The organism is Candidatus Symbiopectobacterium sp. NZEC127 (assembly GCF_025962675.1).
Classification (GTDB): domain Bacteria; phylum Pseudomonadota; class Gammaproteobacteria; order Enterobacterales; family Enterobacteriaceae; genus Symbiopectobacterium.
In genome coordinates, this window is the sequence record NZ_JAGFPG010000001.1 from 1,015,633 (window position 1) to 1,037,747 (window position 22,115).

Consider the following 22,115-nt stretch of genomic DNA (forward strand, 5'->3'; position numbering starts at 1 on the left):
GTCATGATGACGTCGATTTTTGCACCGCTGATGATTTTTCCGCTCGGAGCCGCCGCGCTGATTTTCGGCCTGTGGCTCAAAGGGGTCGATCGCATCCTGATTGCGCGTTTACAACGGCGTATCGGCCCCCCGCTGCTGCAACCCTTTTTCGATATTATCAAGCTGATGCGCAAGCAGACGCTGGTGCCGCACGGTGCACCGCGCGCCTTGTTTCTGGCGTTGCCCGCCGTCGGCGTCGGCAGCATGCTGATCGCCATTGCACTCATCCCCATCGCGCAGATCTATCAGCCCGCCACCGCGTTGGGAGACCTGCTGGTACTGCTGTATTTGCTCACCGTGCCTGCCGTGGTGTTGATGCTAGCCGGTTCCTGCTCAGGTTCGGTGTACGGTGCCATCGGTTTTTCCCGCGAAATGGCGCTGGTTTTGGCCTACGAAGGACCGTTGCTGCTGGCACTGGCAAGCGTGGCGCTAAAAACCGGGCTGGCGCAAGGCGGTTGGGTAACCTTTTCATTGTCCGAGATCGTTGCCTATCAGCAGCAGCACGGCGCGTTTGTGTTCGATCCCTGGATGTGGCCTGCGCTGGCGGCCTACGTGCTGTTTATGCCCGCCAACCTCGGCATTGCCCCGTTTGATATCCCGGAAGCGGAGTCCGAAGTGCTGGAAGGGCCCATTCTGGAATACACCGGCCCCGCGCTGGCACTGTTCCATCTGATGTCTGCCTTGAAAACACTGGTGGTCGTGGCGCTGGGCATCACGCTGTTTTTCCCCAACGGCCCGGAAGGGATCGCCGGTGTGGCGGTGTTTCTGGTGAAGTGTCTGATTGTCTCCTGCCTGTGCAAGACGCTATTGCGCGCCATGGTGGGGAGAATACGCATCGATCAGGCGTTTGTGTTTTATCTGAAGTGGCCTGAGTTACTGGGTGTAATCGGCCTTATCAGCGTAATCGCTCAGGCATAGGAAAAAGATGATGACGTTATTAACGGCTATCGCCACCCGCTCACCCTGGCTGTACCGCATCAACGCCGGTTCCTGCAACGGCTGCGATGTCGAGCTGGCAACCACCGCCTGCATTCCGCGCTACGACGTGGAACGACTGGGCTGCCAGTACTGCGGCAGCCCAAAGCACGCGGATATCGTGCTGATCACCGGGCCATTGACGATAAGAGTCAAAGAGAAAGTGCTGCGCGTGTATCAGGAGATCCCAGAACCCAAGGTCACTGTGGCGATTGGCATTTGCCCGATTTCCGGCGGCGTGTTCCGTGACAGCTATGCCATTGCCGGGCCCGCTGACAGCTACCTTCCCGTGGATGTCAACGTGCCAGGCTGCCCGCCGCGTCCGCAGGCCATTATTGAAGGGATCGCCATGGCTGTCGACATGTGGCGTCAACGCATTTAGGAACCCAGCATGAATTTTTTGAAAATCCTGATCCGTAATCTGCGCCAGGGGCCTTCCACCGACCCCTTCCCGTTTGGTGAGACCTTTACCCCCGACGCGCTGCGCGGCCGCATTGCTTTTGACGCCGCCCGTTGCTCGGTGTGTCGGATGTGCGAGCACGTATGCGCAGGCGGGGCGATCCGTTTTGAGGAAACGCCGCAAGGCGTCGAGTTTATTCTGTGGCACAACACCTGCACCTTTTGTGGATTGTGTGAACATTACTGCGTGCCCAAGGCTATCCACCTCACCAATGACTGGCATCTGGCGCATCGGCAGGAGGACAAATACCGCATGACGGAGGAAGGTGCAATGCCCTACCACACCTGCATCGGTTGCGGTGCCGCGTTTCTCGCTCCAAGTGCAGCGCTGCTGGATAACGTCTACCAGACGCCGGGTGGCGTCGACCCGGCGCTGAGTCTGCGCTGCCCCGACTGTCGCCGCACGCACACCGCCGCTCAGCAAAACACGCCGGGCATCAACCCGATTAACCATCCTGGCATTACCAACCGGACGTTGCCCCCTCATCTCTGCGAGAAGCACCATGATTGACGACATCACACAGGTTGAAAGCCTGTTTAATCAACAACTCACCGCCGGTTTCTCCTTCGAAACGCGCATTAACAAATGGGGCGTCGTCAGCGCCTGGAGCCGTCTGGCTGACACGGAACAACTGTTACCCGCCGCGCTTGCCATCAAGCAGTTGGGCGGAAGGCTGCATACCATCAGTGCTTATCAGCGCCTGGGCGACGAACCGACCGACATCCACGAGATTGCCTACCATTTTGACCTTGATGGCTCAACGCTGACCCTGACGGTGTTTCTTGCCGCAGGCCAGCGCGATGTGCCGTCACTGACGCCGGTGTTCTGCAACGCCGACTGGAATGAGCGAGAATTTATGGAACTGTACGATCTGAATGCGGTGGGCCATCCCAATCCCACCCGACTGTTTATCGATGAAAACATCGATGCCGCGGTGCTGCAAAAATTCATTCCGTTCTCAGACATGGTCAACGCCGCCAGCACCAAGGCGCTGTGGGAAAAAATCATGCAGCAACGCGGGGAGAAGTCATGACACGTTATCAGATGCCGGTCGGTCCGCTGCATGTGGCGTTGGAAGAACCGATGTACTTCAAACTCGATCTGGAAGGGGAAACCATCAAAGGGTTGCATATTTCCGCCGGACACGTGCACCGGGGAATGGAGTATCTGGTGATGAAACGTAACTTTTACCAGAATATCACCCTGACAGAACGCATCTGTTCGCTGTGCTCCAACAGCCATCCCACCACCTTTTGCATGGCGCTGGAAGAGATCGCCGGTATTGAGGTGCCGCCGCGCGGTCACTATTTGCGCGTGATTGCCGATGAAATCAAACGCGTGGCATCAAACCTGTTTAATGTCGGCATCATGGCACACATCATCGGCTTTACGTCGCTGTTTATGCATGTGCTGGAAACGCGTGAAATTGTGCAAGATATCAAGGAGACGCTGTACGGTAACCGCATGGATCTCGGCGCCAACTGCATTGGCGGCGTGAAATATAACCTGGATGCCGAGCGCATCGCCTACCTGATCACGCGGCTGAATGAAATCGAACCGGCGGTAGCGGAAATTCACCAAATCTACAGCACCCATCGCAGCATACTGACTCGCACCCGCGGCGTCGGCGTACTGCCTCTGACCATCGCCCGCGAGTACGGGCTGATCGGCCCGGTGGCGCGCGCTTCTGGCGTGGAATACGACGTGCGGGCCAAGACCCCTTACGCCATTTATCCCGAACTGGATTTCACCACCATGACCCGTCCCGATGGCGATGTGTGGTCGCGGGCGATGGTGCGGTTGGATGAAGTACAAATGGCGATTAAGCTTATCCGCCAGTGCCTGACGCAACTCCCTGATGGGCCCGTAGCGATAGTGGGCATGCCGACGATCCCCGCCGGCGAAGCAGTTGCCAAAACCGAAGCACCGCGCGGTGAGCTGATTTACTATCTGCGCACCAACGGAACCGATATGCCGGAACGCATGAAATGGCGCGTACCGAGTTACCCGAACTGGGATGCCTTGCACGTGATGATGCGCGACAACACCGTGGCCGACGTGGCGCTGATTGTTAACAGCATCGATCCCTGTATTTCCTGCACCGAACGTTAATACAACCGGCCTGAAGTTCAGGCCGGTAAACGGGCACCCGGCTTACTTTTTAAACTCAGCCAGCCGGGTAGACAATTGCTGCATATTGACAATGGCATAGCGGTTTTTGGCGATACGCATAATATCGCCGTCTTTCATCAACACATTAAACAACGATGACGTGGTTTGCCGCGTGGCGCCAATAATCAGTGAAATGTTTTCCATGGTTAAATCACAATCGAACTCGATGCCGTTTTCAGTCATGTTACCGTTGGCGCGTCCCAGTGATAAAATAAACGCGATCAGGCGGGTTTTGGCATCATGAAAAATAATGCCTTCAATCACATCCCAGGAACTTCCCAGCATGTCACCTAATATTCCCGTCATCAGCAACGCAATTTCCGGGTGATCCACGACTTGTTGGCGAAACGCTTTGATAGGCGTCAATAAAATAACAGAATCCTTCACCGCTTCAATAAACGCGCGGGTGTGGGTACTAAAGATATCGCCCTGTTCCAGATAATAGAGCGTAAATTCGCGCCCTTCGTAAGAAAGAAAAACCCGCAGCCGTCCGGCAGAGACAATCAGTACGTCATCACTGGCCTTATCGGGGCCGCTGACTCGGTTTCCTTTTGGGCAGCGTTTGCTGCGAAATTGCTGCAAAATATGATTGTGCTGTTGCTGATTCAGTAACTCAATCAAATTTATCGCCGACACTCTCATTTTTGATCGCATCAAAAATGTCCTCATGACATCAGCCTGGGAAATATATCCCGTATTGTTTACCGCCTATTTTCATGCCAATGAGAGACAAATGCCATTAAGCAGATCGAAAAAATACTTCATGGTGTCAAAATAATGGAAACGAGAAAGGCGATTTCCCGCCTTTCTCGTTGTGAGCCGGTTATAAGGTAAAGCGCGACACCACCTGTTCCAATTGATCGGATTGATCTTCCATGGACTGCGCCGCTGCCGCGACCTGCTCGACCAACGCCGCATTTTGCTGGGTGGTGTTGTCCAACTGGTTAATGGCAACGTTGATCTGATCGATACCTTTGCTCTGCTCTTCGTTGGCAGAGCTGATTTCAGCGATAACACCAGTGACGCTGTTTACGCCGCTCATCAACTCTTCCATGGTTGAACCAGCCTGCCGCACCAGATTACTGCCCTGCTCAATGTTGGTGACCGATTCTTCGATCAGCGCTTTAATTTCCTGCGCAGAGGTGGCACTCCGTTGCGCCAGTGAACGCACTTCTCCTGCGACCACGGCAAAACCACGCCCGTGCTCACCAGCCCGCGCCGCTTCAACCGCGGCATTCAACGCCAGAATATTGGTCTGGAAAGCGATGCCATCAATCACACTAATGATCTCGACAATCTTGTTGGATGACGCGTTTATCCTGGTCATGGTGGAGACCACTTCATTCACCACCGATGCGCCTTTGTGGGCAATACCTGACGCATCCTCCGCGAGTTTGCTGGCGTGGCGCGCGTTGTCGGCGGTCTGGCGTACCGTTCCCGCCAGTTCTTCCACGGACGCTGCGGTTTCGACAATCGATGAAGACTGTTCCTCGGTACGTGACGAGAGATCGGCGTTACCGCTGGCAATCTGGCGCGACGCCGAGGACATGGCTAGCGCGCTCTGACCCACCTGCTGCATCAGCTCTTGCAGGTAGGCGATGAAATCATTAAAGCTCTGCACCACCGCATTAAATTCAGGATTTTTACTGGCGGGCAGCCGTTGGGTCAAATCAGCACCACCGCTGGAGAGCGCCTGAATATTATGCTGCAACAGTTTTAAGTTTTTCATGAAAATACGGAAGAAACTGACCAGAACAATCAGCAACAGAAAGCACAGCGCTCCCTGCACCACGGTGAGTTTTGTCAGTATGCTGCTGGTGTGGCGTGACAAATGGCTGGAGGGGATATCCGCCACCAGATACCACGGGCTGCCGGCAATCGGTTGAACTAACAGCGTATGTTCTCCGTCAGTCCCGTCGTAGGTTCCATCGGTGGCGGCGTTACCGGCACGCGACAGCAATGCCTGCAACGGTAACGCCGCTGGGGTCTTCAGATCCTTAAGATTGAGCAGCGCCGCGCTGCCTTGCTCCGGTTGACCGTTGCCAACCACTTTCCCATCGGCTTCGACAATCAGTACCTTACCTTCAACGGCGGCACTCATCTCCTTGGCGAGCTTGTTGAAGAAGCCTAAGGTGACATCGATGGTGGCAACGCCCCAGGGTTTACCGTCGCGGCTTATTGCCATGGCACAGTTGGTACGCGGTTGCGGGCTGGCGGCATCCTGATAGGCTTTGGCCCATGCGCACTGGCCTTGCGCCGCATTCATCCCCTCTTTATACCAGGGTTGCTCCCAATATTTTTCTGACTGCGGCTGGTTCCACACCGTATTGACGTGCAGTTGGCCTGCCGCATCGCGGGCAAAAAAGGTGCTGAAGCGATCGCGCGCCGCATCACGCACGCCCGGTAATGGCCAAATCCCCCCGCCAAACACGTTCAGATCGTTGTACTGATTAACCAGATTGGGGAGCAGCGTATCAATCTGCTCGCTGCTTAATACGCTGACCAGTTCGGTGATGGTTTTCTGTTGCGCCTGCACCCGGTTCATTTGTTCGGTGATCGCTCGTGCCTGACGGTCAACGGTGAGGCGGATCAGATTGCTTTCATTTTCAATCAACTGGGGAGAAACAAATTGGCGGATAACCACAAACGTGAGAATGAGTAATAGTCCGAAAAAGCCGATAAGAAATAGGCTAAAGCGCGCTTGCGTGGTTTTTAAAATGCCATTTTTGCACATGCTACACGTCCATATTTTATAGGGGATACGTTATTTTTAACGACGTTAGCAGGGATTTCTTTAGCGGGACAGCGGTGATTTTCAACCCCTATCACAGAACAAAACAGTCAATGCAAAATGCTGATATTGTTAATTATTGCGTTCACAGGCAATGACTGAGCCGTCATCAATGTCGACAACCCTCAGCTCTCTCGTGGTAGCAAAGCGAGAGACAACATCATAACGGCGACAGATATTGCAAATGCAGCAACGGATAGGCCCGCCCTTGCCCGTCGAGCGCAGAGCGCCCGGTGCGCACAAAACCCAATCGTTGATAGAAAGCCAGCGCTTGGACATTTTGTTCATTCACATCGGTGGTCAGTTGCGGATAGCGCGCCAACGCAGCCCCGATCAGCGCACGGCCAATGCCTTTGCCATGAGAATCGGCATCGACAAAAAGCGCTTCCAGATGCCCCTGATGTAAATACATAAAACCGACGATGTTACCGTTGGACTCCAGCGCCAGCGTGAGCGTAATCTGAGGGAAAAAGGCGTAAAGTTCTGCATCAATCGCCGCGCGATCGCGTGGTGTCAGAAAATGATGCGTTGCATCAACGGCGTTACGCCAAATAGCCATAATACGCGGAATATCGTCTGCGGTTGACGGGCGGAACTGAAGCATAACTAACCTCATACTGGCTGGCAGAAAACCCTATATTACAACAAGATTATCCTCGCCGGGTGTGAGCGCTGCCAACCACAAATGGATGAGTACCCTCAAAAGGTATAATTCACCGCCATGATGCCACTGGTCTGATTACGGCGGTACACAATCGGACTCTCTGCCGCCCGGTCGCCGAGCCAGGTGTAACCCACGCTCAGTGACGTTCCCCAGTGCGGCGTAAACTGATGTCCCCAGGTCAGACTGCTCTCCACCGCGTAAAATCCGCCCTGCGCATCGAAGCGGGAATAGCCAGCGCGTGCGCTTTGCTCACGGTTAACCCCGTAAAAACGGTTCATATAACGTGCATCACCAAACAGTGCAGCACTTTGTAATGCAAGCGTATCACTGCTGCTTTGAAAAGGGATCACGGTCAGCGCGGTGCGGTATTGTCCGCCCTGTGAATCGCTGAGTGGCAACGTGGCGGCACCTTCCAGCTGCAACCACGGCGTTAGTGCCCATCCAACCGTCAACGTGGTGTTAACGCTGGGATCGATTTTCCCCATGCCTTTCAGTTTATCTGAACCCGCACGCCAATTGCTGTTTCGATCGCTACGGCCGGGATTGATACCCAGACTGTGTTCAAAATAAAGCCCGGTATCGTTTTGTACGTGATAGCCAATCCCTCTCAATGCGTCAAAGAACCACGCGCCATACTGCGCCTGAATCACCGGTATTATTTGCAGGCTTCCCTGGTCAGCTCCGCTGTAGCGCGGCGAGTATAGCCCACCGACGCCAAGCGTGAGGCTTTTGGCACTCGCGTTCTCGCCTTCATCAGCCCTGGTGCCCTGCGCTATGCCACCTATCAGGAGGCAAAGCGTAGGTAGTATTATTTTTCTGGTTTTCATCTTGTCACCTCACGAGTAAATTGTTTTTGCGCTACCGCGCTCAAGGTTCTGGTCGGTGACTGGATTATGAATGGGCAATATCAACAAACCGTCAGGGATTTATGAAGAAATGGTCAAGATGACACATGCAGACTAAACGTATTCTGATCATCGAGGATGACGCAGATGCAGCCAACGTGCTGGAAGCCTATCTGCGGCGGGAAAACTACGAGGTCACGCTGGCCAGCGATGGTCTGTCCGGGCTGGAACTTGCGCTGCGCCTAAAGCCCGATTTGATCTTGCTTGATGTGATGCTTCCGGGCATGACGGGCACGGAGATCCTCGCGGCGGTGCGTCGCAAGAACGATACCCCCATCATCATGGTTACAGCCATGGGCGATATGCCCGACAAAATTGGCGCGCTGCGTTACGGAGCCGATGATTACGTGGTCAAACCCTACATTCCAGGGGAAGTTGTCGCCCGCGTGCAGGCCGTGCTGCGCCGCAGTCAGGGCCAGAATGTGCCCAATGAATTACTGCGTTGGGAAAAACTCGAAGTCGATACGCTCGCACGCACGGCCAGCGTGATTCGGGTTGACGATCCCCCTTATTACCTTGAATTGACCCCAACCGAATTTTCACTGCTGGCGACGGTGATGCGCGCCCCCACCAGACCGTTTTCCAGACACTATTTGCTCGAACAGTGCCTGCCGGAAAGTGACGCCTTAGAACGGGTGGTAGACACGCATATGTATAACCTGCGCAAGAAGTTGGAAAATGCCGGCATCAGCGAGGTGTTAATCAATGTCCGCGGCGTCGGTTACCGGTTTCGTCAACCATGAATGATGTCACCTATGAATAACACAAATCGCTACTCCTTCTGGCGTTGGATTTGCCTGCACATCCTCACCCTGGCTATCGGCACCGTGGTGATTATCGCGCTCTGTATGTGGTTGCGTTTCGAGATTTATAATTACTGGGTGATGCACGATATGCCGACGGCGCTGCGTGAAGAGTTCGAAGCGCTACGCCAGCACCCGCAAACCAACCCCGCACGTTTTCATGAGATCTTTGATGCCTGGTGGGGCATTGAATATACCGATCCCTCGATAGCCTCCTCCGACTGGATTATGGTCGGCGTGTTGGTGGCCGTGATGATCCCGTTCATCGTACTGATGGGCCTGCGCAGCGCTCGCCCGCTTTCCCTGCAGTTCGATCATCTGCGGGCCTCAGCACAGGCCGTCACTCAGGGCACATTCACTACCCAGGCGACGCTTGTCAGCCAGGCACCGGAGGAAATGCTGCGCTTTGCGCAGGATTTCAATAGCATGACGCAGCAGTTGGCCCGCTATGAGCGTGAACTGCACACGTCCCACGTTGCCATGGCCCATGAATTACGTTCGCCACTCACCGCCGCCATTGGTCGGCTTCAGGGCATGCTTGATGGCGTATTCGCACCCGAACCACAACAGCTAGCAATGGTGATGAAACAGTTGCAACATCTCAACCGCCTGATTGACGATCTGCACCTGATTTCTCTTGCCGACGCCGACAGGCTGATACTGGATCGCCGTGAGCACAATCTGGCAGACTTGATGCGCGAACGCGCGGCCTGGCTCAAGCCGCAGTCAGAAGCCGCAGGCATGCTGATTACCGTGCAGGCCGATACACCTTGTCCTTATGTGGGTGATGCCTTTCGGCTTGGGCAGACCTTCACCGTGCTGATGGAGAATGCGCTGCGCTATGCCAGCGAAGGTCAACGCTTGGATATCACACTGACCGCGACAGAAAGCGGATATCAGATAGCATTTCGTGACTTTGGACCGGGTGTAACTCCCGATTTTATTACTGACATGTTCGAGCGTTTTACCCGCGCTGACTCGTCACGCGCCCGCCATTCTGGCGGAAGCGGCCTGGGTCTTTCCATTGCGCGCGCTATCTGCAAAGCCCACGGTGGCACCATCACCGCCGAACTGCCAACGGGAAAAGGGTTACTGTTTCGGATTCAGTTGCCCGTTTCCCCGCATAAATAGCAAAAAAACGGCGACCCTTGATAAATCCTTGACAGAACATTCAAGAAATCTCGACAGGCACGGGGTGTAATGGCCTTCTCTTGAACAGGGAATGACGCCATGTGTGACACCTTTTCAACCTGTGCCCGTCACGGGTTACATCATCTTTTATCCCATTTGCCCGATATCAAGGGTGTGCTGATCCTGGCAGTATGGCTGCCCGCGCTGCTTGCCGGGTGTGATGGCAATAACGTGGCAAAAGACAGCGTGCCGCGCGCGGTGCGCTATACCACCGTTCCCTCACCCTCAGCGACCGCTGCTGGCGTATGGATTGGTGAGATACGCGCTCACGATGAAACCACGCTCGGGTTCCAACTGGAAGGACGGATCCTCAGCCGACAGGCTGAAATAGGTGACAACGTCACTAAAGGCCAGCTTCTGGCGACCCTGGACAACGACATCAACCGCAATCAACTCAACAGCGCCCAAGCCGAGGTCGAGAGCGCCCGCGCCGCCGAACGGGTCGCGGCCGCTAATCTGCGCCGTATGCAGGCATTAATGCCCTCCGGCGCCATTGCCAGGGTTGAATTGGACAATGCCACGGCAAACTGGCAGGCGGCACAATCGCGCAGGAAAAGCGCGCAAGCTACGCTTAAAAATGCGCAAGAAAATCTGTCATGGACCCAACTCACCGCACCGCGCGCCGGTGTTATCACCGCCGTCAACGCGTCCGCCGGGCAGGTCGTGAGCGCAGGGCAAGCGGTATTCACCCTCGCGGCGGGCCAGGAACGCGATGCGGTATTCGATGTCACCGATCCTCAGGCAATGGCCGGACAGGGTGAATCTCGACTCAACGTCTCCCTGCTGAGCACGCCGGCGCTCACCACGCCGGGGATACTGCGCGATATCAGCCCGCAGGCCGATCCGCAAACGCGCACCTGGCGCGTGCGCGTGCGGCTGGAAACCCCCCCGGTCGCCATGACGCTGGGGGCGACGGTACGGGCGGAAATGCCTCGGGCGGCACCGGCAATGATGACCCTTCCCGCTTCCGCATTGACTCGCGCCGATGAACAGGCTGCCGTTTTTATTGTTACCCCGCAGAACCAACTGCAACTGCGCCCCATTACCCTGGGCGGTTACTCCATCGCGTCGATTTTTGTCACAGCGGGCATTGAACCGGGTGAAAACGTGGTGACGGCGGGTGTGAGTAAATTGCGGGCTGGAGAAACCGTGGTCCTTGGGGAGAAGCAGCAATGAATTCGGTACGAAAAAAAGCGTGGTTTAATCTCTCTGATTGGGCACTCAAGCATCAGCAACCGGTGACATTTTTTATGCTGATGATTATTGCCGCCGGTATCTTCAGCTATGAAAAACTGCCGCGCAATGAAGATCCCGCTTTCACCATCAAAACCACCGTTATTGCAGCACAGTGGCCCGGTGCAACACTGACGGATACCGTCAATCTGGTTACCGATACCCTAGAGAAAAAGCTGCAAGAAATTCCCGGTCTGGATTATATCGAGAGTGAAACGCGCGCCGGACAGTCATTTATTTACGTCAACCTGCGCGATGATACTCCGCCAGCAGCAGTGCCTGATATCTGGTATCAGGTGCGCAAAAAAATGCAGGATATCGCCCCCTCACTGCCGCAAGGCGTTACGGGACCCAGCGTTAATGATGAATTTGATAACACCTTTGGCACAATCTATGGCTTTACCGCAGAAGGTTTTACTCCCCATGAGTTGCGCGATCGGGTTGAGGACGTGCGACGTTCACTGATGAATCTGCCGGATATCGGCAAAATCACCCTGATAGGCGAACAGGAAGAACAGATCGTTATTGCTTTTTCACCGCAAAAACTGGCCGGTATGGGGCTGGATGTGCAACAGGTGATGGCGGCCTTGAGTGCGCAGAACACCGTTTCCCCCGCAGGAACGCTGCGCACGGACCGGGATAATATTGCGTTGCGCGTCAGTGGTGCATTTCGCTCAGAAGAGAGCCTGCGTGATGTCACGCTCAATATCGGCGGACGTTACCTTCCCCTTACGGATATCGCCACCCTCAGCCGCCAACCCGTTGAACCGCCGGCACTGGCATTTCGGGTGAATGGACAACCCGCGATCGGTCTGGCGATTGCGATGGCTCCCACGGGCAACATGCTGCGTTTTGGTCAGGCGATTACGCAACGGATGACGGCCATTCAGGCACAGTTGCCCTATGGCATCGAATTAACCCAGGTTGCCAATCAATCCGCCGTGGTCGAACAGGCGGTTCACGGCTTCGTCAAGGTGCTGATCGAGGCGATAACCATTGTGCTGGCCGTTTCGTTTGTTTCGCTGGGATTACGCGCGGGTCTGGTGGTGGCGGCAGCCATTCCGCTGGTGCTGGCGATGACGTTTAGCGGGATGATGTTGGCAGATATTGGCCTGCAACGCATCTCGCTGGGCGCACTGATCATTGCACTGGGGCTACTGGTCGATGATGCCATGATCACCGTGGAAGCGATGGTATCGCGTCTGGAAGCCGGTGACACCCTGCGACGTGCGGCCACCTATGCCTTTGAGACAACCGCGTTTCCAATGCTGACCGGCACGCTGGTGATGATCGCGGGTTTTATTCCGGTCGGTTTTGCCGCATCGAGTGCCGGAGAGTACTGTTTTTCCCTGTTTGCGGTCGTGCTGATGGCATTACTCAGCTCATGGGTCGTCGCCATTCTGTTCTCGCCGTTAACAGGCACCTGGCTGTTACCGCGCCGTCTGCCAGCCCATTCCCACACTCAGGGCAAATTTATGCGCGGTTATCACCGCTTGCTGCGGCACGTGTTACGCCATCGTTGGATAACCGTGGCTTTAGCAATCGCGCTATTGGCGCTCTCCATGCTGGGTGCCACCTTTCTGCAAGGCGAGTTTTTCCCAACCTCCGATCGTCCCGAATTGCTCGTAAGCCTGACGCTGCCTGCTAATGCCTCGCAAACCGAGACTGCACGCCAAACCCAGCGGCTTGAACAGGCACTGCTCAGGAACCCCGATGTCGTGCGTCTGTCGAGTTACGTGGGCGGCGGTGCCATGCGTTTCTATTTACCGATGGACGTCTTGCAGGATAACGAAAATACCGCCCAGTTGGTGGTGGTGGCGACAGATTTGGCCGCCCGCGATCGGCTGAAGCAACAGTTAAACGAGATACTGACGCAGCAATTCAGTGACATTGTCACGCGCGTTTCTCCACTGGAATTAGGCCCGCCCGTGGGCTGGCCGGTAAAATACCGTGTCACCGGGCCAGACTATGCCCAGGTACGTCGTATCGCACAGCAGGTGGCGGCCATCGTTGGACAACAACCTGCGGCGCGCGAAGTGAACCTGACCGCCGGGGAACCCCAGCGCGTCATGACCTTCCAGATCAATCAGACTGAAGCTCGCGCACTGGGTTTATCGTCCAACAGCGTGGCACAGATGCTCAACACGCTGTGGTCTGGCAGCGTGGTGACCCAGGTGCGCGATGGGAATCATTTGATTGATGTGGTGCTGCGCGGCAGCGATACGGAACGACAGAATAGGGATACCCTTCAGGCGCTAATGTTAACCACGCCTTCAGGCAAAAAGGTGCCGCTAGGCCGGATTGCATCACCGCTATGGGGCGTGGAAGATCCGGTGATATGGCGTCGTCAACGCTTGCCGTTTATCAGTGTACAAACCGATGTGGCACCGGGTATACACGCTCAGGCACTGTCTCAAGCATTACGCCCTCGCGTTGATGCGCTACGCGCCACGCTGCCTGCGGGTTACCGTATCGAAGAAGGCGGTGCCAGCGCCGAATCGGACAAAGGCAATCGCTCGGTATACGCCGTATTGCCGATCACACTGCTGACCATGCTTTTTTTGCTGATGGTTCAGTTGCAACGGTTTTCGCGGATGCTACTCGCCTTGATGATGGCGCCGTTTGGCTTACCAGGCATTGTGGCAGCCATGCTGCCTACCGGCACGCCAATGGGGTTTGTGGCGCTGCTCGGGGTGATTGCCTTAGCCGGAATGATTATCCGCAACGCGGTTATCCTGATCAGTGAAGTCGACAATCATTCTCGTCAAGGGTTGGCGCACGATGATGCCATTGTCGCCGCCGCGTTGCATCGCGCTCGGCCTATCCTGCTTACGGCCTGTGCCGCTATTCTCGGCATGATCCCGATTGCGCATCAGGTATTTTGGGGGCCAATGGCTTATGCGATTATCGGCGGGTTGATCTTCGCCACGCTGGTGACATTGACGCTGCTGCCCGCCGCGCTCAGCCTGATGATGCAGCGGGAGAAAAACACACCGCGGACCATGCTCACCGCACCGACAGCCTAGCGCCTTCTTTCTGTATGCCATCCTCCGCCTGGGCGGAGGATGACGTGTTGGTGGAGTGATAGTGTCCATTGCCTGTCACGTCTCATACCCGATACGGCTTTGCTTATGTTTTTTTTGTTTATGGCCTGACACCAAATGTCCTGTTTATTGCCCCGCCTCCTCTGCCAACATGGCATAACACCCTCTATTGTCATTGCAAACATCTGGCAGGAATCCCTCACTATGCACTATCGTCCGGTTTTAGACGCGCTTCGCCGCTTTGATCCGCCGCACGCGTTGCAAGACGCCAAAGGCCCATTGATCAATCTGGCGCTCAATGAAAACAGCCTTGGCTATTCCCCGCTGGTCGCGCAGGCACTCGGCGCGGCGCTGGCCTCCGCCTCGCGCTATCCCTCCACCTTCTGCGACGAACTGCGAGAAAAGCTGGCTCGCCATCACGATATTGACCCGCAGCGTCTGGTATTTGGCAGCGGCATTTTTGAGATACTGTCGCTGATCAGCGCCGTATTCGTCAGCGACGGGGATGAGGTGGTGATCCCCACGCCCTCTTTCGGCTGGTATAACCTGACCACGCGGTTGAACGGCGGCACCGTGGTTGCCGTGCCTTTATCCGAACACGCCATTGACCTTGATGCCGTGCAGGCGGCTATCACGCCGCAAACGCGGTTGATCTGGCTGTGCAACCCGCACAACCCGATGGGAACGATGGTTGCCTCGGGGGCGTTACAGGCGTTTCTCGCCAAGGTCCCTGCCGATATTCCCGTGGTGCTCGACGAAGCGTACCGTGAATATGCCGTGGCACCGGATGTGCCAGATGGCATTGCGTTGGCCCGCCAATACGCCAATCTGATTGTGTTGCGTACCTTTTCCAAAGCCTATGGCTTGGCGGGGTTGCGTATTGGTTATGCGGTCGCCAGCGTCGAAACGGCCAGTCTGTTGCATAAAGTCAAAGTGCCCCCCAATGTGAATCATCTGGCCCAAATCGCTGCCAGCGCCGCGCTGGACGATAGCGATTTTCTGGCACGCTCTGTCACACTGGTGCGCGAGGGATTGGCCGATTACTATGCCTGCTGTGAGGCGCTGGGATTCGACTATATTCCGAGTTTCGCCAACTTCCTGATGATCAACCTTGAACGTGATGGCGACGAGGCCGCAAACGTGTTTCTCGACGCGGGCATCGTGCTGCGCTCAGGCCGGGAAGTGGGCCTTCCCTCGTGGATTCGCGTGACGATCGGCAATGCCGATGAGAACCAGCGGGTATTCGCAGTACTGCATCAACTGGCCGCGCAACGTCCGGCATGACAGGAAATAACATGGAAATAATCAGAGTGGCAGAACCCTGGCAGCTCGCTGCCGTGCACTACCTCCGGATTCAAGTGGCGTTGAGTCTGGATATTGCTATTTCCGGTGAGATCGACGAAAAACCGGGCGATAACTGCGACTACCTGCTGATCATGGACGGTGAAACGCCCGTGGCTACCGGGCGCCTGCGTCATTATCACGGACAGGCAAAATTCGAGCGGATCAGCGTTGCGGTTGGCTATCAGGGCAAAGGCATCGGCAGCCTGCTGATCCGTGAGATGGAAGTCTGGGCGGCAGAACTGGGGTTTACCCAGGTACTGATCACCAGCAAGTGGGACGTGCGCCAGTTTTATCTGCAACTGGGCTATCAGACCGAAGGCGACATCATTGAGGGCGGCCTGTTCGCCTTGATTCGCGTGACCAAAAACTTGAATTGATTGTACCGTTATAAGAAAGGGCACTTACCGTGCCCTTTCTTTTTTATACCCTTATTATTCCGCTGTCGCTTTTGTCTGCGATCGCGCCTGCCACAGGGCAAGCACCAGCCACACCGCACCCGCACTGGCGTAAGCCACTGGCGCGACATACATTGCCCCCCCCAGGGTATAGCGATCGGACAACTGACCAACCAGCTCCGGACCAATCACACCGGCCAGGCCGGACGTCAATACGATGGAATAAGCCATGGCGCTGTTACGCAAATGCGGCGGCACCGTTTCAACAATCAGCGTGGTCAAGGTTCCGGCGCTAAAGCCAAAGGCGGCAATCCCGGCAGCAATCCCCACCTGCGCGTGTGACAGCGTCGGGCTGCTATAGGCCAACGAAAATGCCAACGCCGCCAGCAGTGAAGTGCTGGCTAAAAACAGCGGGAATCCCCAGCGATACTGACGCAATAACAGGCTGGAAAAATACCCGCCAATCAGCCCCATTGGCAGCGTGTACAGCAACACCTGCGCCAAAAAACCTGATGCCTGCGGATTGGTGAGCGCAAAAACGCGATGCAAATAAGCCGGTATCCAGATTTGTACCGACATAGCGATAAAAAACAGCAACAAGGCAACCGTGTGCAACACGTAGGCCGGAAAACGGAACACCGCCAGACTGTCCCGTATCCCGGTTTTTTCGCTTATCGTGTTTCCCGGCTGCGCGCCATCCATTGCGCCAATGGTCGGCTCTTTCACGCGCAGCAACAGCAGTACCAGCACAATACCCGGCAACCCCGCGACAAAGAACGCCGTGCGCCAGCCATACTCGCTGGCCAGCAGGCTACCGAGCGCAAGCGCGGCGGCGGTACCGATTTTATTTCTCAACATGTATAGCGAAAACACCACGTTGCGCCAACGCGGACGGTAAAGATCCGCCAACCAGCCCGGTGCGACGGTGTTATAGGCCGCCTCACTGAAACCGGTGAGCACGCGCCAAAACAGCAAACCGATAAAACCGGCAGCCAGCCCCGTCGACAATGACGCCACGCTCCACACCGTCGCGCCAATCAATAACACCGTTTTACGACTAAACCGGTTCGCCAGCGTGCCCATAATCGGCGCACCAAGGATACCAGCCAGGGTGAACATGGAAGAGAAGCGCCCCATTTGCTCATCGCTGAAACCAAACTCCGCTTTGATGGGCGTCAGCAGGGAGGAGATAATGGCTGAATCCAGCACGCACACCACGCCCAACATCCAGATAAACGCCAAAGACAGGTGGCTACTTTGCTGCCACCCGGACGCCGCAGGCAAGGCCTGATAATACGAGTCACTCAATAATTCTTTTTGCGATACCGCCATGGCAATGCCCTCACCAATACTATTTTCAGTAATCCATCGGTCGTGATCGCTATTGTTTAATAACAGACGCTGACGGCAAAAGGACAATCCGTGCCACGGATAGATGAAAACAGACTTTCGTTAGCTGTTTTATTGCATTGCTATTGAGGGGATATCCTGATTACATTTTTAGTCATGATGACATCACCACAAAGCACCAGGTGAAAAATGGAATCGCAACGCGCGGGTATGCTGTCCCCGAACAGCAGAGGCCCTGTCCCGGCACATCAACCGCTCGGGACCAATGACCGATTTTTTACATTATTTCAAATATCAGGTTTATTACTCTCTTCAGCCAATAAATCTATTTTAACTGAGACATTGCAACAGCAATTTGCTATTTATCCTACACAGCGAGATTGGTCATCCACCACCATTTCCTATCAGGAAATGCGTTATATTTTTGAGCATCTGTGGTTGGGGGAAAATAAAGACCGGAGCGCATGTTTATTCAGCCATGCGGCGCGAATTAATTACACCAGTTTTGGTGCCATCAGTCTGGCAGCAATGGCATTAAACAACGGTGAGGAAAGTATTCGTTTTTGTGCCAAACATTTCCAAACGCCGTGGAGTGCGGTGCCAGAAGCCAATCGCAATGGAGGCCTCAGCCTGCTGCACATTCCCAGATTTTACGATCCGGAACTGCGCGCGACGCTTGAACACTTTCACTTTGTGAACTGCTTTGCGGTTTCCCGTTCCCACACGCCGGGCATCCCTATTGCAGACAGCGTGCGCTTTACGCGCTCCTGCGGCATTGCTAAATCCACGCTTGAGCACTATTTCGGCTGTCCGGTTTTCTTTGATGAGGGGATCGCGCAAATCGATTTCTCACGCCAGTGGCTTAACCGCCCCACACCGGCGCTAAACAGTGCACTGCGTACGCAGGCCGAGCGGCTGGTGGCCACAGTGGCGGGCCGCATCAGGGATAAACACAGCCTGCTTCAGTTTTTGCAGGCACATCTGGACACCATTCATTCTGCCGACGACATGGCGCGGCTGCTCAGCATCAGCCGACGCACGCTGGCCCGCGTCCTCGATCAGCAAGGCGCCAGCTACTCCATTTTGTCGCGTGAAGTGCGTCTCACCGAAGCCCGGCGCCTGCTGCGCAGCGGTGTTACCACAGAGCATATCGCCGAGCGCTTAGGGTTCTCTGACGAACGCAGCTTCCGGCGCGCCTTTAAATCCTGGTGCGGGAGTAGCCCATCCGACTACCGCAGTGGTCAGGAGCAGTTTTTACATTCGTTGAAATGATCGCCAGTTACCCTGATGAGGAGTGGTTATGTCTACCGTGCTATACCCAGAAAAAACCGTTGAGCAAACCGATGATGGCGGGTTTCGCCGCCAAAGTAACGCTTTCACCAGCCGTTTCGGCACAGGCAGCCATCAACTGCCGGTCGAAGCAGGTCGCTACCGCCTGATCGTCAGCGCTGGCTGCGGCTGGTCACGGCGCGTTCTTATTTTACGTCGCCTGTTGGGGTTAGAAACGGCAATCTCCGTGGGATACGTATCGCATCGCGACAGCGACGGTTGGCTGTTTGCCGGTCAACCTGACGGCGTTGATGCGGTGCTTGGCGTTAAACGACTCAACGATCTCTATCGCCGCACCATCCCTGACTACACCGGGCGCGGCACCGTACCGACGCTGGTCGATTTGAAAACCGGTAAGGTGGTTAACAACGACTACCACACCCTGCCCTACGATCTCGAAACGGCGTGGGCTCCGTTGCACAGTGCAACGGCACCGGATCTTTATCCCAGCGCGTTACGTCCCGCCATCGACCTACTTAACCAGCAGATTTTTGACGATGTCAACAATGGCCCGTACAAGATCCTGTTTGCCAACTCCCTGCTGGCCGCGCGGGTAGCCAAAAATATCTTTGAAGCGCGACTGGCCGATTACGACCACCGCCTGACGACCCGGCGCTATCTGTTCGGGGCCCAGATTACCGATTCTGACGTGCGCTTATTCCAAACATTGCTGTCGTATGACCGGGGATACCGCCCCAGCCTGCCTCCCGAACTGGGCACCGCGTTCGCCATCAGCGATTTTCCGCACCTGTGGGCCTATGCCCGCGATTTGTTTGCCACGCCGGGCTTTGCCGATGATGCCGATAAGGTTGCCACCGGCTTGTTGCCTCAGGCCGATGGCACCTATCGCTATGGGTTTGGCACCGAACGCATCGCCAGCGTTACCGACGATGCGGCGCTGACGCGCTGGCAAGCCCCTCACCAGCGCGATGTATTGACTGGCTCACCGTTGGCCTCCGGCCCCGGCGGCGCTGGCACGGAGCGCTATTGGTCCTGGCTTGAGAGAACAGCCGCGGTGAATTCAACGAACGTATAGGTATGCAATGGCCGCCCAGCCTGGCATAGTAAAGGTTACAGATAACGCGTTGAATTACTTGCCGGGAAATCGCTTATGGCGGCCATAAATCGCTGGACGCGGGAACAGTTACTGGTGGCTTTTACGCTCTACAGTCAGATCCCTTTTGGAAAATTGCATGCGCTCAATCCTGATATTATCCATTATGCAGGGTTGATTGGCCGCACACCGTCGGCACTGGCGATGAAGCTGGTGAACATAGCCAGTCTGGACCCTTTTATTATCGAATCAGGACGTCGCGGTCTGACGGGCGCATCGAAAGCGGATCGCGAATTGTGGCAGGAGATGGATCGGGATAGCGATGCCTTTGAGCAGCAATGCCAATCCGCGATGACCACGCTGGAAAAACCGCTGACGGCGTTGCAAGAGACTCCCGCAGCAGATTTCAGTGGCAGAGAAAAAACCACCATCATCAAAGCGCGTGTCGGGCAGCAACTGTTTCGCAAACGGGTGTTGGACGCCTACGAAAACCGGTGTTGTCTAACCGGTCTGGAAGAGCCGATGCTTCTGGTTGCCAGTCACATCCGTCCCTGGAATAACGCGGTTGAACATCGCCTTGATCCGAGTAACGGCCTGTGCCTTTCCAGCTTGCATGATAAAGCCTTCGATCGCGGATTGATCACCTTTAACGATCACCTCGAACTGGTGCTTTCCCCCCGCATCAAGCAGCTAAAAAGCGCGGCGAGTGAACAAAGTTTCGCAAAATATGAAGGGCATGCGCTCAGGCTGCCCATCGCCTTTCCGCCCGATGTCAGTCAACTCGCGTACCACCGCCAGCATATCTTTATCGCTACGCACTAAATCGCGTGAAACACGCTCCCCACAGGGAGCGCGATGCGTGTTGTTTAAATCTGGTATTCGGGCTCTAACCGTCGGTAGTAGCGGGCCAGAAACGCTTTGGTGCGCTCATGTTTCGGGTTATCAAACACCTGCTGTGCGCTGCCATCCTCAATGATTTTTCCCTTTTCCAAAAAAAGCACCCGGTTGGCAACCTGACGCACAAAATCCATCTCATGGGAAACAATGATCATGGTATTGCCCTCCAGCGCCGCCTGTTTAATCACATCCAGCACCTCCGTCACCAATTCGGGATCCAGTGCCGATGTCGGTTCATCCAGCAGCAAAATTTGCGGCTCCATCGCCAATGCGCGCGCTATCCCTACCCGCTGCTGCTGCCCACCGGAGAGGTGGCGTGGGTAATAATCAGCACGCTCAGCCAGCCCAACCTTTTTTAATTGGGCCATCGCCACCTTTTTTGCTTTTTCTTTCGGGTATTTTTTGACGATGGTTAAGCCTTCCATTACATTCTCCAGCGCCGTTTTTTGCTGAAACAGGCTGAATTGCTGGAACACCATGGCCGTGCTCTGTCGCAGACGAACCAAGTCACGACGCGGTAATGTCGCAAGATTGAACACCTCGCCAGCGATGGTCACTTCGCCGTGTTCGGGCTGTTCAAGGCGATTGATGCAGCGCAGCAGCGTTGATTTCCCCGCGCCCGAAGAGCCAATAATCGCCATCACGTCCCCTTTCGCGAGGTGGAACGAGATATCATTCAGGATGGTGTCGTTCTGAAAGGTTTTCGATAAATGTTTAATGTCGATCACTGGCTATCGCTCCCTTATTGACCAGCGGACGCTCAGGTATCCGAATTCGGGCTTCTATTACTTTGATCAGCGCCTCAATAATAATGGTGAGCCCCCAATAAATCAGCGCCAGCGAGACATACACTTCGAAATAGCGATAGTTGCTGCTCGCCAGGATCTTGCCGCGCGCAGTTAATTCAATCACCGAACAGACAAATGCCAATGAGGTGCCCTTCAATAAACCGATCAAGGCGTTGCCTAAGGTGGGCAGTGCCACCACAAAGGCTTCTGGGATCGTCACGCGTCTCAACACCTGAAGGGGCGTCATGCCCAGCGATTGGGCGGCTTCGATCTGTTTTTTATCCACCGACAATAGCGCGGCCCGAATACTTTCTGAATTATATGCCGCTTCATTGAGCGAAAAAGCCAATAACACAAACAGTAGCGTGGGAATATCATTGACGCTGTAATCGGTCTGGTTGTAATAATTGTAATATTTTAGCAGGATAGGAATGCCGTAATAGGTCAGGTAGAGCTGGACAATCAACGGCGTCCCACGAATAAAAGAGACAAACACGCCCGCGCCTGAATTAAGCAACCAGATGCGTTTAATTCTGATTAACGCAATAGCAAACCCCAGAATAACACCGGCGATCATTGAAAACGCAGTGATCAACAGCGTTACCGGTAAATACTCCAGTAACGCCGGGATCTGCGTAAAAACCAATTTTATGTCAAAAATAGTAGGCATTCAGCGCAGAC

The 22,115-nt window shown here is 55.2% G+C and carries 21 protein-coding genes; 14 read left to right on the top strand and 7 right to left on the bottom strand.

From position 1 onward, the window contains the following. Nucleotides 1–3: 3 nt before the first annotated feature. The 5 genes from J5069_RS04765 to J5069_RS04785 are packed head-to-tail and all read left to right on the top strand — an operon-like array spanning nucleotide 4 to nucleotide 3,586. Complete coding sequence (locus J5069_RS04765) at nucleotides 4–957, top strand: respiratory chain complex I subunit 1 family protein (RefSeq protein ID WP_264642769.1); 954 nt, start codon at nucleotides 4–6, stop codon at nucleotides 955–957. Between the two features lie 7 nt (nucleotides 958–964). Next, the gene (locus J5069_RS04770; protein WP_264642770.1) at nucleotides 965–1,396 is read left to right on the top strand and encodes an NADH-quinone oxidoreductase subunit B family protein; all 432 of its coding nucleotides are present in this window, start codon (nucleotides 965–967) and stop codon (nucleotides 1,394–1,396) included. Nucleotides 1,397–1,405: 9 nt separating this feature from the next. Further along, complete coding sequence (locus tag J5069_RS04775) at nucleotides 1,406–1,984, top strand: 4Fe-4S ferredoxin (RefSeq protein WP_264642771.1); 579 nt, start codon at nucleotides 1,406–1,408, stop codon at nucleotides 1,982–1,984. After that, complete coding sequence (locus J5069_RS04780) at nucleotides 1,977–2,507, top strand: NADH-quinone oxidoreductase subunit C (protein WP_264642772.1); 531 nt, start codon at nucleotides 1,977–1,979, stop codon at nucleotides 2,505–2,507. The genes J5069_RS04775 and J5069_RS04780 overlap by 8 nt, the downstream gene beginning before the upstream one ends. Beyond that, nucleotides 2,504–3,586, top strand: coding sequence for a nickel-dependent hydrogenase large subunit (locus J5069_RS04785; RefSeq protein WP_264642773.1), 1,083 nt, complete (start codon nucleotides 2,504–2,506; stop codon nucleotides 3,584–3,586). Before J5069_RS04780 ends, J5069_RS04785 begins: the two co-directional genes overlap by 4 nt. Before the next feature lie 42 nt (nucleotides 3,587–3,628). Here the strand turns inward: J5069_RS04785 and J5069_RS04790 are convergent, their stop codons facing one another. The 4 genes from J5069_RS04790 to J5069_RS04805 all read right to left on the bottom strand — a co-directional run bounded on the left by J5069_RS04790 (nucleotide 3,629) and on the right by J5069_RS04805 (nucleotide 7,928). Then, complete coding sequence (locus tag J5069_RS04790; protein ID WP_264642774.1) at nucleotides 3,629–4,300, bottom strand: Crp/Fnr family transcriptional regulator; 672 nt, start codon at nucleotides 4,298–4,300, stop codon at nucleotides 3,629–3,631. A 169-nt stretch (nucleotides 4,301–4,469) separates the two neighbouring features. After that, nucleotides 4,470–6,380 (bottom strand): methyl-accepting chemotaxis protein, encoded by a 1,911-nt coding sequence (locus tag J5069_RS04795; RefSeq protein ID WP_264642775.1) that lies wholly within the window; start codon nucleotides 6,378–6,380, stop codon nucleotides 4,470–4,472. 217 nt (nucleotides 6,381–6,597) lie between these two features. Continuing rightward, nucleotides 6,598–7,041 (bottom strand): acetyltransferase, encoded by a 444-nt coding sequence (locus J5069_RS04800; protein ID WP_264642776.1) that lies wholly within the window; start codon nucleotides 7,039–7,041, stop codon nucleotides 6,598–6,600. A gap of 95 nt (nucleotides 7,042–7,136) precedes the next feature. After that, nucleotides 7,137–7,928 (bottom strand): MipA/OmpV family protein, encoded by a 792-nt coding sequence (locus J5069_RS04805; protein WP_264642777.1) that lies wholly within the window; start codon nucleotides 7,926–7,928, stop codon nucleotides 7,137–7,139. Between the two features lie 125 nt (nucleotides 7,929–8,053). Between J5069_RS04805 and J5069_RS04810 the strand changes: the two genes are divergently transcribed. The 6 genes from J5069_RS04810 to J5069_RS04835 all read left to right on the top strand — a co-directional run bounded on the left by J5069_RS04810 (nucleotide 8,054) and on the right by J5069_RS04835 (nucleotide 15,998). Beyond that, nucleotides 8,054–8,749: a response regulator gene (locus tag J5069_RS04810; protein ID WP_264628630.1), complete on the top strand. Its 696-nt coding sequence runs from the start codon at nucleotides 8,054–8,056 to the stop codon at nucleotides 8,747–8,749. Between the two features lie 12 nt (nucleotides 8,750–8,761). Further along, nucleotides 8,762–9,940: a sensor histidine kinase gene (locus tag J5069_RS04815; protein ID WP_264642778.1), complete on the top strand. Its 1,179-nt coding sequence runs from the start codon at nucleotides 8,762–8,764 to the stop codon at nucleotides 9,938–9,940. Nucleotides 9,941–10,039: 99 nt separating this feature from the next. Further along, nucleotides 10,040–11,176 (top strand): efflux RND transporter periplasmic adaptor subunit, encoded by a 1,137-nt coding sequence (locus tag J5069_RS04820; RefSeq protein ID WP_264642779.1) that lies wholly within the window; start codon nucleotides 10,040–10,042, stop codon nucleotides 11,174–11,176. Beyond that, the gene (locus J5069_RS04825) at nucleotides 11,173–14,259 is read left to right on the top strand and encodes an efflux RND transporter permease subunit (RefSeq protein WP_264642780.1); all 3,087 of its coding nucleotides are present in this window, start codon (nucleotides 11,173–11,175) and stop codon (nucleotides 14,257–14,259) included. Before J5069_RS04820 ends, J5069_RS04825 begins: the two co-directional genes overlap by 4 nt. A gap of 222 nt (nucleotides 14,260–14,481) precedes the next feature. Further along, the gene (gene hisC, locus J5069_RS04830; protein WP_264642781.1) at nucleotides 14,482–15,561 is read left to right on the top strand and encodes a histidinol-phosphate transaminase; all 1,080 of its coding nucleotides are present in this window, start codon (nucleotides 14,482–14,484) and stop codon (nucleotides 15,559–15,561) included. Between the two features lie 11 nt (nucleotides 15,562–15,572). After that, nucleotides 15,573–15,998 (top strand): GNAT family N-acetyltransferase, encoded by a 426-nt coding sequence (locus J5069_RS04835; RefSeq protein ID WP_264642782.1) that lies wholly within the window; start codon nucleotides 15,573–15,575, stop codon nucleotides 15,996–15,998. 54 nt (nucleotides 15,999–16,052) lie between these two features. Here J5069_RS04835 and J5069_RS04840 read toward each other — a convergent pair whose 3' ends face one another. Then, complete coding sequence (locus J5069_RS04840; protein ID WP_264642783.1) at nucleotides 16,053–17,348, bottom strand: MFS transporter; 1,296 nt, start codon at nucleotides 17,346–17,348, stop codon at nucleotides 16,053–16,055. A 429-nt stretch (nucleotides 17,349–17,777) separates the two neighbouring features. Here J5069_RS04840 and J5069_RS04845 point away from each other — a divergent pair, with 429 nt between their 5' ends. The 3 genes from J5069_RS04845 (at nucleotide 17,778) to J5069_RS04855 (ending at nucleotide 20,571) form a co-directional block, all read left to right on the top strand. Then, a complete protein-coding gene (locus J5069_RS04845; protein ID WP_264642784.1) occupies nucleotides 17,778–18,638 on the top strand; it encodes a helix-turn-helix transcriptional regulator in 861 nt (286 codons plus the stop codon). A 28-nt stretch (nucleotides 18,639–18,666) separates the two neighbouring features. Then, entirely contained in the window at nucleotides 18,667–19,731 is a 1,065-nt protein-coding gene (locus J5069_RS04850) for a glutathione S-transferase (protein WP_264642785.1), read from the top strand. Nucleotides 19,732–19,806: 75 nt separating this feature from the next. Beyond that, nucleotides 19,807–20,571 carry an HNH endonuclease gene (locus J5069_RS04855; protein ID WP_264642786.1) on the top strand — a complete coding sequence of 255 codons (765 nt, stop codon included), beginning with the start codon at nucleotides 19,807–19,809 and terminating at the stop codon, nucleotides 20,569–20,571. Nucleotides 20,572–20,615: 44 nt separating this feature from the next. On the opposite strand, the gene J5069_RS04860 is transcribed toward J5069_RS04855, so the two are convergent. Both J5069_RS04860 and J5069_RS04865 read right to left on the bottom strand, forming a co-directional pair. Beyond that, nucleotides 20,616–21,374 carry an amino acid ABC transporter ATP-binding protein gene (locus J5069_RS04860; protein ID WP_264642787.1) on the bottom strand — a complete coding sequence of 253 codons (759 nt, stop codon included), beginning with the start codon at nucleotides 21,372–21,374 and terminating at the stop codon, nucleotides 20,616–20,618. After that, nucleotides 21,361–22,104 (bottom strand): amino acid ABC transporter permease, encoded by a 744-nt coding sequence (locus J5069_RS04865; protein WP_264642788.1) that lies wholly within the window; start codon nucleotides 22,102–22,104, stop codon nucleotides 21,361–21,363. Before J5069_RS04865 ends, J5069_RS04860 begins: the two co-directional genes overlap by 14 nt. Nucleotides 22,105–22,115: the final 11 nt, after the last annotated feature.